Below are 17,192 nucleotides of genomic sequence, written 5' to 3'. Positions count from 1 at the left end.
AGCCGTGCCGCCGGGCACGCCGTTACGCTGCCGCACGGGGTGTCGGGGTGTGCCGTGACGGAGGGGTAGAGCAGCGTGACGGATACGAAGACAGCGACCGCCGCGTGCCAGGTCTGCGGCGGCTCGCCGGCCGTCAAGGCGAAATTCCGGTGGATGATCGTCATCCTCGTCGGGATGCGGCTGGCCTGGGAGGAGCAGTACTTCTGCCGTTTGTGCGCGCTGGCCCGGCACCGGCAGTTCAGCGAGCTGACCCTGAAACTGGGCTGGTGGGGCGTGCAGGGATTCGCCGTCCCGTTCGTTGTCCTGCTCAATCACAGCAACGCCCAGCAGTCACGCAACCTCGACCACCCGACTGTGCCAGACCCGTCCGCGGGCACCGGCCGCTCCGTGATTGCCGTGGACCGTGGCGGCGTGGCCAAAGTTCGCGAACCGCAGAGCCGAATTCCTGCCCGCACGCTCGACCCGGGCCGTCCGCTGCACAAGCGCTGGGCCACCTACACCGGCCCGATAGTGCTGGCCGTACTCGTCGTAGCGCTCATTGTCGCCAGGTTCACCTGGCTGTGAAGCCTGGTCCGGTGCGGCCGTGCCCCGGCAGAGTCGGTCACGACCGGCCTGGGCGGAGAAGCACAAGAGGGCCAGTCACTGCCCGCCGGGTACGGCCGTCGTCTTCTCCGGTCTTCGAACGTGCAGCGTGGGGATTCATCGATCCACCATTGCGCCCTCCTTCCGTTAGTGGCTACTATCGTTAGTGATGGCTAACGTATCAGCAATGCTGGACATTCTGACCGAGCCCACGCGCCGCACGATCCTGGAACGGCTGGCCCTCGGGCCCGCCTCGGTTACCGAGATCTCCGCGGAGCTGCCGATCTCCCGGTCGGCGGTGTCGCAGCACCTGCAGCTCCTCAAGGGCGTCGGCCTGGTCGTCGACCGGGCCGAGGGGACCAGGCGGATCTACCGCGTGGACCCCGATGCGCTGGCCGAGATACGTGCCTACTTCGATGCATTCTGGAAGCGGTCTCTGGCCGCCTTCAAGGATGCCGCCGAGCACCCGGAGCGCAGCCAATGACGGAGAGCAGCCGATGACCATGGACAGCCGCATCGACGACACGACCGTGCGGGTCGCCACCGAGGTGGGCGTACCGATCGCGCGTGCGTTCCATGTCTTCACCGCCGAGATCGGGACCTGGTGGGACCCGGACAAGCACATCCTGGCGGCGCCGCTGGCGCAGATGGAGTTCGAGCCGTTCGTCGGCGGGCACATCATCGACCGCGGTACCGACGGCAGCGAATGCCGATGGGCCCGCGTGCTGGCGTACCAGCCGCCTGACCGGGTCTGCTTCAGCTGGGACATCAACCCGCAGTGGCAGATCGAGACGGACCCGGCCAAGACCAGCGAGATCGAGATCGCCTTCACCGCCTTGACCCCGGACCGGACCCGGGTCGTATTGACTCACCGCCACCTCGACCGGCACGGCGACGGCTGGGAAGGCATGCGCGACGCCGTCGCCGGCGGCTGGTCGCTCGACGGCTTCGCCGACCGCATCCAGACGGCGAACACTGCCGCCGGCCGGAAACTCGTCTTCCCCACCGACGACACCATGCGCGACCGGCTGCAACAGTCCGCCGCATACACGCCGATCCTGCTCCACGCCACCGACAGGTGCGTCCGCCCGGACGTCGACCCCATCATCTGGGAACACGGCCGCCGTAACATGGCCCTCGTCGACGCCGGCTTGCTCGCGGTCGTCATCCCCGTCACCGACGACTCGCCGCTGAGCGGCATCGGCATCTTCGCCGCCGACCCCGATACCGTGCGGGCCGTCATGGACGACGATCCCGGCGTCCGCGCCGGCATCTTCACCTACGAGCTGCACACCGGCCGCGGCTTCCCCGGCGCGTCACTGCCCCACCCTGACGCAGACCCGAACGGCCGGGAGCAACGGTGACGACCGACCACATGACGACTGCCCGCGTGCGGGCAGCACCTGGCCCGGTCCACGACGCAAGCATGCAGCATGCGCGGGTCAGCTCGTTGCGAGACTCGCGGTCACGAGGTGAGTGCGCCCAGGTTGCCGGCCGCCCGGTTGGATGGGGAGCCGGCCGTAATTCGCGTCCGCGGCGCCGGGCGTTGTGATGTGCTCGGTTCGCCAGCCGCCGGCGTGCAGCAGCGCGACCGGGTCGTCGGCGCCGAACGGCGGCGGTACGCCGTTGCGGTCGCACCAGTCTCGGTAGCCCTGCATTGCCGGGGCGTCGAGGCCGGCCGTGCCGATGATGTCGGCCGCGACGATGCTGGCCGGGCCGCACAGTGCCGCGGCGGTGTGCAGGAGGTCGACGATCATCGGTTCGGTCAGATAGAAGAACAGGCCCTCGGCGAGCCACAGAGTGCGTGCCGCCGGGTCGAGACCGGCGTGCAGCAGTGGCTCTGCCCAGTCGCCGCCGAGGTCGGCAACGACGATGTGGCGCTGGCATCGCGGGGAATGCTCAGCGAGGACCGGTTCCTTGTGCTGGAAGATCTCCCGACGGTCGACCTCGTACCAGTCGGCATCGGCCGGCAGGTCGAGCCGGTAGGCCCGGGTGTCCAGGCCGGCGCCGAGCAGGACGATCTGCCGGACACCCGCGGCCGCGCTGGTCATGGTGAGGTCGTCGAACCACCGGACCCGAACCGGGATGAACGCATTCTCCCCGCCGGCCGCTTGTTCCGACGCGGCCATCGTGGCGTAGCCAGAGTCACCGGCCAGGTCGTGCGCAAAGGGATCGATGAACAGCGGAGCACCGCGTCCGGTCTCGCGGGCGCGAACCGCCGCTATCCAAAAAGCGCTCGCGGACGTCATGGGTGAAGTCTATGGAGTGACCGGCGGGCAGTTGCCGGGGAAGGGTACGGCTGCCCGTCGCCGGTGACGGCATCGACATCCCGTAGCGACGCCCGCACCGGGGCCGCGTCATCATGCTGTGAGGAGTTCTTGTTCCCGGCGGCGGCCGGCCGTCTGCCCAGAGCGAACGGGGTCCGGCCGAGCGCTCGCCGTGGCTAGTGTCGATGTCGTGATCGCATCGCGGGAAGTGACGTACGACGTCGACGGGTTGACGATGGCCGGTCACCTGGCCCGGCCCGCGGGTGCGGGGCCGTGGCCGGCCGTGCTGCTCGGGCACGACGGCGTCGGCCTCGACGACTACCAGCGCGGCCGGGCCGACGACCTGGCCCGGCACGGCTACCTGGCCTTCGCGCTCGACTACCACGGCGGCCGGACGTTCTTCGGTGAGCCGCAGGCGATGCTGGACCGGGTCCTGCCGCTGCTCGGCGATCCGGCCCGCATGCTGACCATCGGCCGGGCCGCGCTCGACGTGCTGCGCGCCGAGCCCGGCGCCGACACCGAGCGGCTGGGCGCGCTCGGCTATGGGGCCGGTGGCCGGATCGTGCTGGAGCTCGCCCGGACCGGTGTGTCCTTCCGGGCGCTCGCCGCCGTCCACCCCGGACTGCCGGACCCGCGGGCCGGGGACTGGGCCGGCACCGGCGGGACCTTCCTGCTCTGCACGGGCTCCGCTGACCCGATCTGTACGCCCGCCCAGGTGCTCGCGTTCGGCGGTGCGCTCCAGGACGCCGGCGTCGACTGGCAGGCCCACATCTACGGCGGGGCCAAGCACGCCTTCTGGGCCGCGCCGACCCGGCCCGACGGGTCACCCGCCGGCGGCACCGAGCACCACCTCCCAACCGTGCCCGGCGTCGGCTACCACGCCGCTCATGCCGCGCGGGCATGGGCGGCGGTGCTCGAGCTGTTCGGCGAAAGCCTCGGCGCGACGCCGGGCGATGCGGCGGCGGCGCCCTAGAGGTTCCAACAACGTCGGGCGACGTGCCGGTACGTGATGATGCAGGTCGCGAGCCGGTATTTCCGTGATCGCGGAGGCGCTCTGATTGATCTGGCCGCCTTCTGGGCACCATTGCGGCGTGGTTCGCACTGCCGATTCGACGTTGACGGGGCGCTGGCACCGCCTGCGATTGCGCCCGCGCCTTGCCCTGGCGGCGCTGGCCGGATTCGTGATCGCGGTTCCGGTGACGCTGCTGACCCTCGCCGTGCGCAGTGGCTGGGGGCCGGTGCACCGGATCGACCTGTGGGTCGCCGATTACCTGCACGGAGTCGTCGGGTCGCGGCCGGCGCTGCTCAGGGTGCTGCTCGTCGTGCAGGACGTGATGCACCCGCAGGTCTTCCGGGCCGCGGTCGCCGTGCTCGTCGTCGTGCTGTTCGTGCGCGGCGCGCGCCGGCTTGCCTGGTGGGCGGCGATCACCATGGCCGCCGGCAGCTTTCTCGGCTTCGCCCTCAAGCTGGTCGTGGCCCGCGCCCGTCCGACGTTCGACCTGCCGCTGGACACCGCGCCCGGCTACAGCTTCCCATCGGGGCACGCGTTGAACAGCGCCGTCGGCGTCCTCGTGCTGGTGCTCGCGCTGGTGCCTGTGGTGCGCGGCGCCCGGGCGCGGCTGATGTTGTGGCTGGCCGGGGCGTTCGTGATCGTGTTGACCGGGTTCGACCGCATCGCCCTGGGCGTCCACTACCTCAGCGATGTGGTCGCGGGCTGGCTGGTGGCCGGGGCGCTTGTCGCAGCGACCGCCGCCGCGTTCGAGACCTGGCGACGCGATGCCGGGAGGCCACCGCACGATCCGCTGGAGGGTGTCGACCCTGACGATGCTGAAAGGGTGGTCTCATGAAGTACCGGGCGGAAGCCTTGCACGTGCTGCGCCGGGTGGTGGCGCCGGGCCTGATCGTGTACCTGGTCCTCGTCGGGTGCGGGCTGCTGATCACCCGTCCGCTTCGGGGGATCATCGCCGGCGAGGACGACATCAACCGCAGCTTCGCCGAGCACCGCACCCACGACTGGAACATCGCCACCCACCTGATGAGCATGGCGTCCGACACCACGACGGTCGTTCCGCTGCTGGTGGTGCTCGCGCTGCTGCTGCGGTGGATCTTCCGCCGGTGGGCGGAGGCGGTGACGTTGATATCGGCCGTGGCCCTGCAGGAGACGGTGTTCCTGCTTGTCGTGTTCGTGATTCACAGGCAGCGGCCGGACGTGCCGCACCTGGACCCCGCGCCGCCGACGTCGAGCTTCCCGTCCGGGCACGCCGGCGCGGCCGTCGCGCTGTACGGCACGCTGGCGGTGATCGTCGGCTGGCGGATGCGCAATGGGGTGCTCAAGACGGCGCTGCTCACCGTGCTGCTGTGCCTGCCGTTCCTCGTCGGCGCGTCGCGCCTGTACCGCGGGATGCACCACCCGTCGGACGTGCTCTTCGGCGTGGCGAACGGAATCGTCTGGGTGGCGATCGCCGTGCACGCCTTCCTCCCCACGACCGGGCAGGCACGACCGCTCCAAGGGCGCGTGGTCAGGCCGCGTGTGCCCGACGATGACCGGGTAGACGCATAATCCCATCGGCGGCATGGTCCGCGGAATGCTGCGGACCATGCCGCCGAACTCGACGGCGGGCAACGGTAACACCGCGGCCCGGTACCCGTATCCGACCGGGGCGCGTGGCCGGAAGATGGCCCGTTGGTGCTCATGCCGTCGGTTGCCGCTTGGCTTGGGGTCGTGGGTGCTGGGTAACGCGAATGCGTCGTCCGATCACCGCCAGACGGCTGAACGTTGATCGGCCAGGCTTTCGTCATGAACAACGCACTTGACGGCAAGGTAGCTCTCGTTACTGGTGGTGGTCGTGGCATTGGCGCCGCCGTGGCTCTGCGCCTGGCCAAGGACGGTGCCGATGTGGCACTGACGTTCCAGCACAACCAGCGACGCGCCGACGACGTGGTGGACCAGATCAAAGCGGTGGGCCGCAGAGCAATCACCGTGCAGGCCGACAGCGCTGACCCGGCCGCGGTAGTCGCGGCAGTGGACCGTGCCGCCGGTGAGCTGGGCCGGTTGGACATCCTGGTCAACAATGCCGGCGCCTTCCTGCTGGGACCGCTGGAGCAGTTGAGCCTCGACGAGTTCGAACAGACCGTCGCGGTCAACGTCCGGGCACCGTTCGTCGCCTCGCAGGCCGCGCTGCGGCATATGTCGGCCGGTGGCCGGATCATCAACATCGGCAGCAATGTGGCCGAGCGGGCCGTCTTCCCGGGCTTCTCGCTGTACGCGATGAGCAAGACCGCCCTGATCGGCCTGACCAAGGCACTCGGGCGCGAACTCGGCGGTCGGGCGATCACCGTGAATCTGGTAAATCCAGGAGCCACGGACACCGAGCTGAACCCGGCTGACGGCCCCAACGCCGACACGATCAACGGGTTCACCGCCCTCGGCCACTACGCGAAGCCAGCGGACGTGGCTGCTGCGGTGGCGTTCCTCGCCAGCCCGGACGGGCGCTACATCACCGGGGCGACGGTCAACGTCGACGGGGGCTTCACGATCTGATCATCGATCCACCGCCTGCCTGGGTACTCGTGCGCACGGTCACGGCCCGTTGCTTCATCTGGAGCGGGTCGTACCGTTGATAACCCCTGCTCGGCACGCGGGCCGGTGATCGCGCTCGCGCAGCGCCGCCAGCTCGGTGAGGTCGAGGCTCGTCGGCGCCTGAAGCCTTGCGGAAAGCCGGGCCCGCTGCACGACTCGGCAGACGGGCAGCGAGCGGATCGGCCACACGACGGACACGTCCCGTCCTGGGTGGCCCCGTGCCGCTCGAGCAACTCGACGGCGGCCCGGGCGAGCACGCTGGTGGCGCGGATCGGTATACACCGAACGCGGCGCCCCGGTCGTGCCCGTCGAGGGGCGGGACCGGGGCGCCGTCGCTCCGCCCCGCGGGTACGGCTACCTGGCCCCGGTGCTCATGGCCTGGGGTACCGCGCCGCCGCCGGCGGTGGCAACCTCGGTGGCCACGTCGTTCCCGCCGACCGACTCGATCATGATTTCGTGGATCAGTCGTGCGGTCGTACCCGCGTTGTCCTCCTCCTGCTTCTTCATCGTGCTGAGATCTGCGCCGCCTCCGACTGGCCGAGGAGGAAGGCTTTGTCGGTGAGCAGCTCGTAGGTGGCGATGTCGTTCTTCTTCATTTTCAGGTTGCCGGCCAGCACCGTCGCGGTCGTGAACTACGGCGCGGGTTCCTGCTGCCGGAACATCTCGAGCTCCTGGCGGACGCCTTCGACCCCCGGGCAGGGGGCGTCCTTCGGTTGGGACCCGACCAGCGAGAACACCTGGTCCAGTGTGCGGATCTGCGCGCGGGTCTCCTCGGCGTTGCGGCTGAGCAGGGTCCGGGCCCGGTTGTCGGGCACCTCGTTCTGCCCCTGCTGGATGATCTCGAGGGCGGCCCGCTTGCCGCCGCGGGTCGTGGCAAGGTCGAACAGAAACGCTTCCTTGGGGCTTTGGATCGGCATAGCACGCTCCTTGACGTCGGCTGAGAAGGCCGACTACCCGGCTGCGCACGCCGAACGCGGCACCGCCGACACCACCTCCTGAACCACGAGGGGGATTGCTCGGCCGCCGTCCCCGGCTGACTCCGGCTTCCAGCCGCCGGGCGTGCCGCCGCCCTGTCATACTCCATGCCGGCGTGGCCGCGCACACTCTCCGGCCCGCACGAACGACCGCGTGGTTTCGGTGGAGGACTTGCCGGCCGTGTACGGCGCTACCGCCGCCGACAACGGTCCGACGTTCCCCTACACCCCGGATGAGGTGGTCATTGTCGGGCTGATCGACGACTGGTGTTACGTGTCGATGCTGGACGCGGACGACTGGTCTGATCTGTGGGACATTGAGGACGAGACCGACACAACGGCGCTGGCGGAGGTCGTCCTGGCCGGCCTTCCGGCTTCTGCCCCGCGGGCCGCGATCGTACCGCGGCCGGTGGGGCTCGCCGCGATGGCCGCCGCGATCTGCCGGGTCCGGTCGTCGGCCACCTGGACCGCGGCTGCGGCGGCCGGTCGCCGGCGCTCCTCGTCGAGGGCGGTCGCCTCGGCCTCCGCCGTCGCTTGGGCCAGCTCGGCGCGGGCCTCGGCCAGTCGTCGGCGCGCCCGGGCGAGGGCAGCCTGCGCCTGGTCAACCCTGGCCGGGAACCGTCCAATCTGCTGCTCGGCGGCCTCAATGCGCGGCGGGCCCGCTCGACGCGGCGCGTCTTCTCCTTCAGCGCCACTTGCCGGGCGGCTTCCGGGCTGGTCTCTCCAGGTGTCTGCCCGTGGCCGGACGCTCCTGGTCGAGCCTGGGCAGGGACCGTAGCGGCACGTCGCGAAGTCGCGCGGACGTCGGAACACCGAGCATCACCATGGTTCGACGCAGCTCTTCCAGCAGGCCGGCCAGGACTGCTCGCGCACCCTCGCGGCCGCCGGTCGCCAGACCCCACAGTGCCGGCCGGGCAACCAGTACCGCGGAGGCACCGAGCGCGAGGGCCACGGCCACGTGATTGCCGCGCCGGACGCCGGAATCGACGTACACGGGTACCGCCTCGCCGACGCCCGCCACGACCGCCGGAAGCGCTTCGGCTGTCGCGACGCATCGGTCCAGCTGTGAGCCGCCGTGATTGGACACGATGACCGCGGCCGCACCGCAATCGACCGCCCGGCGCGCATCGGCAGGGTGCAGGACACCCTTCACGATGACGGGCAGCGGGCTGCGCCGAACGAGGTCGGCGAGGTCGGTCCAGGTGGCCGAGGGATTTGGGAACAGCGCGTCGATGAGCTGCTGCGCAGTTGTCCCTGGACGGTCCTGGCGTCGCCGGTCGAGCTGCTGCAGGAAGTACGGTTCGCGTACCAGCGCCGGAGCGGCGGCTGCGGCAACGGGATTATCGAAGGTTTCGAAGGCGCCCGTGCTGTCGCGGCGGCGCGTCGCGGTGGCCGGAAGGTCCACTGTGACGACAAGAGCCTGGAAGTGTGCGGCATGGGCGGCGTTGGCGAGGGCGGCGGTGAGGCCCGGGTCGCGCGTAAGGTACACCTGGCGCCACCGCACCGCGGCCGTGGCGTTGGCGGTGATCTCTCCGGCCGAGCGGGTGCCGAACATCGACAGGCAGAAGCCGACCCCGAGGTCCGCGGCGGCGTCGGCCATCGCTCGCTCGGCGCCGTCGTCGTACAGGCCCTGCATACCCATCGGCGCGACGAGCAACGGCGCGGCCAGCGGGCCGCCGATGACGTCGGTGGTCGTGTCCACCGTTGACACGTCGTGCAGGACTCGCGGTACGAACGTTACGGCGTCCAGGGCCTCGACGTTGCGCCGCATCGTGGTCTCGTCCCCCGCGGCGCCGGTGGCATAGTCGAAGACGGCGTTGGGAAGCTTGGCCCGGGCCTGGGCCTCGAGCACACTGTACGGGTCGCTCAGCGTTTCGGGGAGCATGTCGGCCTCCGGTCGTCAGACGGCCCGGACCACGATGGCGGCGTTGAAGCCGCCCTGGCCGCGGGCCAGCACGAGGGCGGCCCGCACAGTGCGGGCGCGGGGGTGCGGACCGCGGACCAGATCAAGCCGGTACTGCGGCGCCACTTCGGTGACGTGAAACGTCGGCGGGATGAGACCGTCGCGGATGGTGTAGAGGGCGGCGACGATGTCGAGCGGGCCGCCGCCGGCGTGCAGGCGGCCGGTCAGCGTCTTGGGGGCGGTCACCGGCACGCCCCCGGGCCCGAAAAGCCCGGCGAGGGCCTCGGCTTCCTGCTGGTCGAGCGCGGCGTCACCGGCAGCGTCAGCGAACACCACGTCGATGTCCGGCGGGTTCAGGCCGGCGTCGGCGAGGGCGAGCTCAGCGGCGCGGCGCAGTCCGGGTGGGCGGCCGGAGCCGGGGCGAGGGTCGAAGGTGGCCGCGTACCCGGCGATCTCGCCGTACAACCGAGCGCCGCGCGCACGGGCCGCGGTGGCCTCTTCGAGTACGAGGATCGCGCCGCCCTCTCCCGGGACGTGCCCGCGATGGTCTGCGGTGAACGGCCGGTAGGCGCGGGCCGGATCTGTCTCGGTGCTGAGCCGCCCGGCCGCGATATGGCATACCCAGCCCCACGGGTCGAAGGACGACTCGACGCCGCCGGTGACACTCAGCGTCGCGCCCTTCCGTAACGTGCGCCGCGCATGTCCGACCGCGTCGAGGCCGCCGGCCTGTTCGGTGACGAGTACAGCGCCCGGCCCGCGCAGGCCGTGCCGGATGGAGATCTGGCCGGTGTTGACAGCGTAGAACCAGGCGAACGATTCGTACACGCTCACGTGCCGGGGGCCGAGGTTCCACAGTTTGTTGATCTCGGTGTGGGTGAACTCGAAGCCACCAGTCGCGTTGGACGTCACTACGCCCATGTCGTAGTCGAGCCGCTGTGTCGGGTCGACGCCGGCGTCGGCAAGCGCCTGGTCGGCAGCGACGAGGGCCAGGCGGGTGCTTCGATCGGTCTGCGGCAGCAGCCGGCCGGGCAGGTGCGCCTCGACGTCGAAGTCGCTGATCTGCCCGGCGAGCCGCGCCGGGTACTCCCCCGCGGCGAGGTGGGCCAGCGGTCGGACACCGCTGCGGCCCTCCAGCGTCGAGCGCCAGAAAGCCTCACCGCCGATGCCATTAGGCGCGACGACGCCGAGCCCGGTCACCAGGGCCTTCATCGTGCCGCTCCGTCTCGGCGCAGTACCATCGCGCTCTGGAAGCCGCCGAATCCGCTACCGACGCTCAACGCCGTGTCGATGTGCATCTCCCGCGCGGTCAGCGGGACGTAGTCCAGATCGCATTCGGGATCGGCCTCGTGCAGGTTCGCCGTCGGCGGTACGAAGCCGTGCTCGATGGCGAGCGCGCACGCCGCGATCTCGATGGAGCCGATCGCGCCGAGCGAATGCCCGACCATGGACTTGATGGAGCTGACCGGAATGCGGTACGCGTGATCGCCGAGCGAGCGTTTGAAGGCGGCCGTCTCGTGGCGGTCATTCTGCCTGGTGCCCGAGCCGTGCGCGTTGATGTAGCCGATGTCGGTCGCGGGTGTACGCCCTTCGGCGAGGGCCGCCGCGATAGCCTCGGCCATCTCCCGCCCGTCGGGCTTGAGCCCGGTCATGTGGTACGCGTTGCAGCGCGTCGCATATCCGGTGATCTCCGCGTAGATGTGCGCGCCGCGCCTGCGCGCATGTTCGCGCTCCTCGAGCACGAGCATCGCCGCGCCCTCGGCGAGCACGAACCCGTCCCGCGTGCGGTCGAAGGGGCGGGAGGCGTGCTCGGGGTCGTCGTTGCGCGGCGTGGTCGCCTTGATGGCGTCGAAGCAGGATACGGCGATGGGTGAGATGGGCGCGTCCGCCGCCCCGGTCACCACGATGTCGGCAGTGCCCTCGGTGATGAGCGCGAACGCGTGGCCGACCGAGTCGAGGCCGGACGTGCAGCCGGAGGAGACGATTGCGGCCGGGCCCTCCGCGCCGGCCTCGCGGGCCACCTCGGCCGCGAGCGAGCTGGGTACGAAGTAGTCGTACAGGTGCGGGGAGCGGTAGCCGTCGTTGACGAGCCACTCGCGACCGGTGTCGGACAGCACCAGATATTCGCGTTCGAGACTCGTCGTGGCGCCGACCGCAGTACCGACGCTGACGCCGACCCGCTCCGGTGACATTGCCGCTACGTCCAGCCCGCTGTCGGACAGGCAGTGGCGGGTGGCGATCAGCGCAAGTTGTGCGGCTCGATCGAGGCGGCGAGTCTCGCGGTGGGTCAGGCCGGACGCCAGCGGATCGAAGCGGCACTCGGCGGCCACCTGCGACCGGAACAGCGACGGGTCAAAGAACGATATGCGGCGGGTCGCGGTGCGGCCGGAGCACAGCAGGTCAACGAATTCCTTGGTGCCTTCCCCGCCCGGCGCCAGCACTCCAATTCCGGTGATCACGGCACGACGTTGCGTCATCATTTCCTCGTCTCTCTGCTGGGCTTTGCACGGCGCCGGACGTCAGACGGTCGTGACGACCTCGTCGAACTCCAGGCGCGGCAGACGGTCGAACCGTGGTGGACCCGCCGGCCGGCCCAGCGTGACCACGGTGAGCACCGCGGTGGAACGCTGCTGCGGCGGGCCGAAGAAGTCGCGGTCGACCGCCTTGGCGTCGAAGCCCGCCAGCGGCCGGACGGCCAGACCCGCAGCACGGACGCCGAGGATGAAATACGCCAGCTGCAGGGTGGCGTTGAACCGGCCCGACTCCTCGCGGACCACCGGGTCGGCGAAGAGTTCGGCGACTTCCGGCCGGTGCGGATACAGCCGTGGCAATTTTTGATGGAAGTTCAGGTCGACCGCGAGTATGGCGACGAGCGGTGCCTCGGCGACCTTCGCCGCGTTGGTTCCGAGCATGTGCCGGATCAGCCGAGTCCGGGCCGCCACGGTACGCACCAGCACGATACGCAGCGGCTGCTGGTTCATTGATGTCGGCGCGTATTTGATCAGGTCGTAGACGGCCTCGATCTGCTCGTCGGTGATCGGGTCAGCGGTGAACGCCGATGAGGAGCGGGCGGCCCGGAACAGCAGGTCCTGCGCCGCGCGGTCCAGCAACAGGTGGTGCGTGGCCGGAGCGCTCACCGCACCTCCTCGGTCAGCGCGACCACCCGGCTCCAGCCGGCGCCGGCGCCGGCTACCGCCACGGGGAAGCAGCAGACGGTGAAGCCGGTCGCGCCGGGCAGGGAGCCGAGGTTGGCCAACTTTTCCAGCTGCAGATACTCGCGGGTGCGGCCATATACGTGGGCGGGCCACAGGCAGGAGTTGTCGCCGGTACGCCGATACTCCTCGACCATCGCCGCCATGGGCCGATCCATACCCCAGGCGTCGATGCCGATGACCCGGACGCCTTGTTCGACGAGGTAGGCCGTGCCCTTGCCGCCCAGTCCGGGGAAGGTGGTGAGGTAATCCTCAGTTCCCCAGAGGCCGTCGGCGCCGGTCCACAGCAGGACGATGTCGCCCGGCTGCAGCGCCCGCCCGGCGGCGTCGAGCGCATCGGCGAGGTGCTCGACAGTGATTTCGTCACCGGGGGGTACGTGCCGGACGTCCAGCCGGACACCGGGCCCGATACACCACTCGATGGGCACCTGGTCGATGCTCTTGGCCGGCTCACCGCCGCTGAACGGGCCGTAGTGCAGCGGTGCGTCCATGTGAGTGCCGGTGTGGGTGGTGAGCGTCACGCTCTCGTTGGAGATCGCCATCCCGTCGGGGAAGTCCTCGGGGCGCAGTCCGAGGACTACCGCACCGGTGCGGTGATCGAGCGGTTCCACCACGACGGGAGTAGCTTCGCTGGGCGTGTTCCTTGTAGTAACGCTCAAATCGATTACGCGGCTCATGGCGCGTCCACCGGCTGCCGGACCCGGCGTTCCGACTCCGCCTTTACCGCCTCCAGATCGGCGACACTGTTGCGCTCCACGGCGGCGTGCAGCATCCGGTCGGCCTCTTCGAAGGTGTACCGCCCGGCCACCTGGCCGTCGATCGGCTCCCGGGTGGCGAAGTCATGGGTGAGCACGAGCTGGGTCCGCTCGGCTCCAAGTGCGAAAGCGCGCCACTCTCCGCCCATCCGCCCGACGATCGGGGCGGTCTCGACCTGCTGATAGGTGATGACCCGCAGCTCTGCGTCGATGTCGCGGCGCGATACCCAAGACTGAGCCTCCTCGCCGACATCGACGTGCAGTCGCGCCAGTTGATGGCGCTCGGACTCTTCGAGCAGATCGACCGCCCGAGTGGGCGGGAAGATGCCGGCGTAGCCGCGGACGTCGAGCAGGATCTGCCAGACGAGCTCGACCGGGGCCTCGACGGTGACGGCGTGTTCGGCGTGCGTCATGGTGGCTCCTCGTCTAGTCGCGGCGCGCATTGGACGGCTGAGCGCCTTGCTCGCCGTAGGGCGTGAGCACTTCGTGGTTGGCGTAGGCGGCCTCGAAGCGCAGCTTCTCCTTCCATGTGGTCACGAAGTCGTAGACCTCCGGGAGCTCGGAGAACGTTTCCAGTGCCTTCAAATCGTCGCAGGTGAACTGGGCGATCGCGGCGGCCGTCAGGCCGCGGGCCCGGTTGTCGGCCGGCAGCCAGAGGTGCGGCTTGTGGTCGTAGCCGCGAACCAGTCCGGTGCCCAGCGTGAGCGAGCCCATGTCCTGGAAGAACTCAGCGCGGCTCTGCGGCGACACATCGTCCGGGAACCGATAGATGAGGGTGTGCACGATCATGGCGATGTCCTCCTGGTTCAGCGCTGAGCGGGGACCGATGCCAGCTCGACGGCCTCGACGAGCTCGCGGGGCGTGCTGAGGGCAACGACGGTGTCGTCCGGCAGCGCGACGCCGAACTCCTGGTTGATCCGCGCGGCGGTCTCGAGGAGGGCGAGCGAGTCGTAGCCGAGCTCCGTGAACGGCACGTCGGCGATGTCGCGCCCGGGCAGGATCGATTCGTCCGCACCGGCGGCCTCGGTCAGGATTCGCCGTACGTCGTCGAGTGTCATGCGCATCTCCTTCATCGTCTTGTTTCGATCTTTTGTCCGGCGTCTCAACGGCTGCTCAAGAAACACCACCGGCCGGTCGGGCGACGGCGTCCGCCCGCAGGCGTTCCACCGCGTCCCGCACCGCGCCGGGTGTCCCAGCCGCGGCGGCCGGCAGCAGCGGCACCACCCGGCTCGCGCCGGTGCGCACTCCCGGATGCCGGCGCGCGATCCCGGTGAGTCCCTGGCCGGGGCCGGCCTCGACGAGCGTCACGGCACCGGAGCACAGCAGCGCGTCGAGCGCGGACCAGAGCCGCATCCGGCCGGCAAGCTGCGCCGCCCAGAAGCCCGGGTCGGTCGCCTGACCGGCTTCCAGTCGCGCCCCGGAGCCGGCCGACCACATCGGCAGTCGCGGCGGGCGCAGCTCGACCCGGCCGAATGCTCGCTGGAACCGGCGTGCGGCCGGCCTCGCCGCGGGGCTGTGAAACGGCTGCCGCGCGGCAATCCGCCGGCACGTCATGCCATGGCGTCGCAGCGCAAACTCCACTGCCGACAGTCGCGGCTCGGTCCCGGCCAGCACGGTCTGTTTCGGCGCGTTCTCGGCCCCGACCACCACGCCGTCGGGACGGTCGGGCGAGTCGAGGAACGGTGTGAGGTCGGCCGGGGAGGCGGCCACCGCGAGCATCCCGCCCGCGGCGATCCCGGCCAGGGCCGCGACGCGGGCCCGGAGCAGCCTCGCGCCGTCGGCGGGTGTGAAGACACCCGCCAGGGCCGCCGCGGCCAACTCGCCTACGCTGTGGCCGAGCACGCCGCTGATCGGCACGCCGTGAGCCGACAGCGCCGCGCCGAGAGCGTAGCCGACTGCGTAGAGCAGCGGCTGAGCCCGGGACGCATCGTCGAGCGCAGCCCCGCTGCACCCGCCGAGCCAGTCCGCGCGCAGCTGTGTCCCCCACGCGCCGAGCGGCCCGAAAAACGCGTCCATGGCGGCCGTGAAGGTCGGATCCGCGTCGTAGAGCGCCGCCGCCATGGCCGGCTGCTGAGCGCCCTGGCCGGGCAGGAGCAGCACTACCGGCGGTCCTGGCGTCATCACCTCAGCCCGCCCCGGGCCGTCAGCAGTTCGTCGACGAATCGGGTGCCGTGCTCCGCCGCCCGGAACGTCGGGTCGTCGAGCACCGCGGCCACGAACGCCGCCGTGGTGGCCATCCCGGGACCGTCGGCGCGCAGCTCCGCCAGGGCGCGCAGCATCCGCTCAACGGCCTGGTCGCGGTCCGGGCCCCACACTACGACTTTCGCCAGCAGCGAGTCGTAGTCCGGTGGGACGGTGTAGCCGGTGGATGCGTGCGTGTCGACGCGAACGAACGGTCCGCCGGGCGGCTGGAAGTCGGTCAGCCGGCCCGGTGTCGGAGCGAACCCGCGGTCCGGGTCCTCGGCGTTGATACGGCATTCGATGGAGGTGCCGCGCCGCTGGATGTCCTCCTGCCGCAGCAGCAACGACCGTCCCGCGGCCACATGCAGCTGCTCGCGTACCAGGTCCACGCCCGTCACCATTTCGGTCACCGGGTGCTCGACCTGGATGCGGCAGTTGACCTCCATGAAATAGAAGTCGTCATCCGGGCCGACCAGAAACTCGAACGTCCCGGCGCCAACGTACTGCGCGGCGAGGGCGCCCTGCACCGCGGCCGCGCAGATCCGCTCGGCGAGCCCGGACGACAGCCGAGCGGCAGGGGTCTCCTCGATCAGTTTCTGCTGGCGACGCTGCACGGAGCAGTCCCGCTCGCCGAGGTGGATCGCGTTGCCGTGGCTGTCGCACAGCACCTGCACCTCGACGTGGCGCGCCCGGGTAAGGTACCGCTCGACATAGACCCGGCGGTCCTGGAACAGCATGTGGGCCGTGGCCTGCGTGGTGCGGTACGCCGCGACGAAGTCCGCCGGATCCCGCACAACCGTCATGCCTCGCCCGCCACCGCCGGCCGCGGCCTTGATGATGACCGGATACCCGATCTCGGCTGCGAGCTCGGCCGCCGCATCGGGGCTGCGCAGGTCCGTGCCACCGGGCAGCACGGGCAGCCCGGCCGAGGCCATGATCCGGCGGGCCGAGCTCTTGTCGCCCAGCCGGGCCATGACGTGAGCGGGCGGGCCGATGAGCACGATGCCGGTGTCCTCACACGCCTCGGCGAAGTCCGCATCCTCCGACAGGAAGCCGTAGCCGGGATGAATGGCCTTCGCACCCGACTGCAGCGCCGCCTGCAGCACCGCTGCCGCATTGAGGTAGCTGCGCTTCGCGCGGGCGGGTCCGATCCGTACCGCCTCGTCAGCCGCCCGGACGGCGGCCGAGTCCTGATCGGCTTCGGAGTAACAGACAACCGATCGGACTTTCATCTCACGGCAGGTGCGCACGACCCGCAGTGCGATCTCGCCCCGGTTCGCCACCATCACCTTGTCGAACATGCCGCCTCCCGGTCATGCCGCGTCGAGGATGAACAGCGGCTCGCCATACTGCACGGACTCGCTGTCCTGTTTGAGTACGTGCGTCACCAGGCCGGCCCGGTCAGCGTTGATCGGCAGCATGAGCTTCATCGCCTCGATGATGCCCACTTGCTGTCCCGGCGTGACGGCATCACCTACCTGCACGAACGGCGCCGCGCCGGGCTCGGGTGCCCGGTAGAACGTCCCGACGCTCGGTGCGCATACCTGATATCCCGCCGGGCCGTCCGGTTCGGCGACGGTGCTTGTCACCGGTCCGGACGCCGGCTCCGGTGCGGGTGCCGCCCCGGCCGCGGGCGGCCACTCCAGCTCGATCGCGACACCGCTGGCGTCCACGCGCAGGCGATGCGGGCGCTCCGGCACCGCCGCGAGAACCTGCAGCACCGAGGCGCGCACAGCGTCAA

Annotated in this window: 21 protein-coding genes; 7 read left to right on the top strand and 14 right to left on the bottom strand. The window is 70.4% G+C overall.

Annotated elements, in window-relative coordinates; genetic code table 11:
• Positions 1-75 precede the first annotated feature (75 nt).
• From Dvina_RS17895 to Dvina_RS17885, 3 genes are all read left to right on the top strand, one after another.
• A complete protein-coding gene (locus Dvina_RS17895; protein WP_223103600.1) occupies positions 76-564 on the top strand; it encodes a hypothetical protein in 489 nt (162 codons plus the stop codon).
• A 205-nt stretch (positions 565-769) separates the two neighbouring features.
• Positions 770-1,066, top strand: coding sequence for an ArsR/SmtB family transcription factor (locus Dvina_RS17890; protein ID WP_223103599.1), 297 nt, complete (start codon positions 770-772; stop codon positions 1,064-1,066).
• A 13-nt stretch (positions 1,067-1,079) separates the two neighbouring features.
• A complete protein-coding gene (locus Dvina_RS17885; protein ID WP_223103598.1) occupies positions 1,080-1,946 on the top strand; it encodes an SRPBCC family protein in 867 nt (288 codons plus the stop codon).
• 78 nt (positions 1,947-2,024) lie between these two features.
• Here Dvina_RS17885 and Dvina_RS17880 read toward each other — a convergent pair whose 3' ends face one another.
• Entirely contained in the window at positions 2,025-2,831 is an 807-nt protein-coding gene (locus tag Dvina_RS17880) for a class I SAM-dependent methyltransferase (RefSeq protein ID WP_223103597.1), read from the bottom strand.
• 253 nt (positions 2,832-3,084) lie between these two features.
• Between Dvina_RS17880 and Dvina_RS17875 the strand changes: the two genes are divergently transcribed.
• The 4 genes from Dvina_RS17875 to Dvina_RS17860 all read left to right on the top strand — a co-directional run bounded on the left by Dvina_RS17875 (position 3,085) and on the right by Dvina_RS17860 (position 6,390).
• Complete coding sequence (locus Dvina_RS17875; protein WP_223105585.1) at positions 3,085-3,822, top strand: dienelactone hydrolase family protein; 738 nt, start codon at positions 3,085-3,087, stop codon at positions 3,820-3,822.
• Positions 3,823-3,907: 85 nt separating this feature from the next.
• Complete coding sequence (locus tag Dvina_RS17870; RefSeq protein ID WP_223103596.1) at positions 3,908-4,696, top strand: phosphatase PAP2 family protein; 789 nt, start codon at positions 3,908-3,910, stop codon at positions 4,694-4,696.
• The gene (locus Dvina_RS17865; protein WP_223103595.1) at positions 4,693-5,409 is read left to right on the top strand and encodes a phosphatase PAP2 family protein; all 717 of its coding nucleotides are present in this window, start codon (positions 4,693-4,695) and stop codon (positions 5,407-5,409) included. Before Dvina_RS17870 ends, Dvina_RS17865 begins: the two co-directional genes overlap by 4 nt.
• A gap of 237 nt (positions 5,410-5,646) precedes the next feature.
• Positions 5,647-6,390 carry an SDR family NAD(P)-dependent oxidoreductase gene (locus tag Dvina_RS17860; RefSeq protein ID WP_223103594.1) on the top strand — a complete coding sequence of 248 codons (744 nt, stop codon included), beginning with the start codon at positions 5,647-5,649 and terminating at the stop codon, positions 6,388-6,390.
• A 393-nt stretch (positions 6,391-6,783) separates the two neighbouring features.
• Here the strand turns inward: Dvina_RS17860 and Dvina_RS17855 are convergent, their stop codons facing one another.
• The 13 genes from Dvina_RS17855 to Dvina_RS17795 form a co-directional block, all read right to left on the bottom strand.
• Positions 6,784-6,936 (bottom strand): hypothetical protein, encoded by a 153-nt coding sequence (locus Dvina_RS17855; protein ID WP_223103593.1) that lies wholly within the window; start codon positions 6,934-6,936, stop codon positions 6,784-6,786.
• Positions 6,937-7,061: 125 nt separating this feature from the next.
• Complete coding sequence (locus tag Dvina_RS17850; protein ID WP_223103592.1) at positions 7,062-7,346, bottom strand: DUF892 family protein; 285 nt, start codon at positions 7,344-7,346, stop codon at positions 7,062-7,064.
• Positions 7,347-8,088: 742 nt separating this feature from the next.
• Entirely contained in the window at positions 8,089-9,288 is a 1,200-nt protein-coding gene (locus tag Dvina_RS17845) for an alpha-hydroxy acid oxidase (RefSeq protein WP_223103591.1), read from the bottom strand.
• A 15-nt stretch (positions 9,289-9,303) separates the two neighbouring features.
• Complete coding sequence (locus tag Dvina_RS17840) at positions 9,304-10,515, bottom strand: ketosynthase chain-length factor (protein ID WP_223103590.1); 1,212 nt, start codon at positions 10,513-10,515, stop codon at positions 9,304-9,306.
• A complete protein-coding gene (locus tag Dvina_RS17835; RefSeq protein ID WP_223105584.1) occupies positions 10,512-11,780 on the bottom strand; it encodes a beta-ketoacyl-[acyl-carrier-protein] synthase family protein in 1,269 nt (422 codons plus the stop codon). The genes Dvina_RS17840 and Dvina_RS17835 overlap by 4 nt, the downstream gene beginning before the upstream one ends.
• Positions 11,781-11,822: 42 nt before the next feature.
• Entirely contained in the window at positions 11,823-12,440 is a 618-nt protein-coding gene (locus tag Dvina_RS17830; protein WP_223103589.1) for a malonic semialdehyde reductase, read from the bottom strand.
• A complete protein-coding gene (locus Dvina_RS17825; RefSeq protein ID WP_246656289.1) occupies positions 12,437-13,126 on the bottom strand; it encodes a cyclase family protein in 690 nt (229 codons plus the stop codon). Before Dvina_RS17825 ends, Dvina_RS17830 begins: the two co-directional genes overlap by 4 nt.
• 62 nt (positions 13,127-13,188) lie before the next feature.
• Positions 13,189-13,683 (bottom strand): aromatase/cyclase, encoded by a 495-nt coding sequence (locus Dvina_RS17820; RefSeq protein WP_223103587.1) that lies wholly within the window; start codon positions 13,681-13,683, stop codon positions 13,189-13,191.
• A gap of 13 nt (positions 13,684-13,696) precedes the next feature.
• Positions 13,697-14,059 (bottom strand): hypothetical protein, encoded by a 363-nt coding sequence (locus tag Dvina_RS17815; protein ID WP_223103586.1) that lies wholly within the window; start codon positions 14,057-14,059, stop codon positions 13,697-13,699.
• 17 nt (positions 14,060-14,076) lie between these two features.
• The gene (locus Dvina_RS17810; RefSeq protein WP_223103585.1) at positions 14,077-14,328 is read right to left on the bottom strand and encodes an acyl carrier protein; all 252 of its coding nucleotides are present in this window, start codon (positions 14,326-14,328) and stop codon (positions 14,077-14,079) included.
• Positions 14,329-14,383: 55 nt separating this feature from the next.
• Complete coding sequence (locus Dvina_RS17805; RefSeq protein ID WP_223103584.1) at positions 14,384-15,391, bottom strand: acyltransferase domain-containing protein; 1,008 nt, start codon at positions 15,389-15,391, stop codon at positions 14,384-14,386.
• Entirely contained in the window at positions 15,391-16,752 is a 1,362-nt protein-coding gene (locus Dvina_RS17800) for an acetyl-CoA carboxylase biotin carboxylase subunit (RefSeq protein WP_223103583.1), read from the bottom strand. Before Dvina_RS17800 ends, Dvina_RS17805 begins: the two co-directional genes overlap by 1 nt.
• Positions 16,753-16,764: 12 nt before the next feature.
• Positions 16,765-17,184, bottom strand: a complete 420-nt coding sequence (locus tag Dvina_RS17795) for an acetyl-CoA carboxylase biotin carboxyl carrier protein (protein WP_223103582.1) — start codon at positions 17,182-17,184, stop codon at positions 16,765-16,767.
• Positions 17,185-17,192: the final 8 nt, after the last annotated feature.

The organism is Dactylosporangium vinaceum, from assembly GCF_019904175.1.
GTDB lineage: Bacteria > Actinomycetota > Actinomycetes > Mycobacteriales > Micromonosporaceae > Dactylosporangium > Dactylosporangium vinaceum.
The sequence above is the reverse complement of the archived record's forward strand: the minus strand, read 5'-3'. Positions and strand labels throughout refer to the sequence as shown.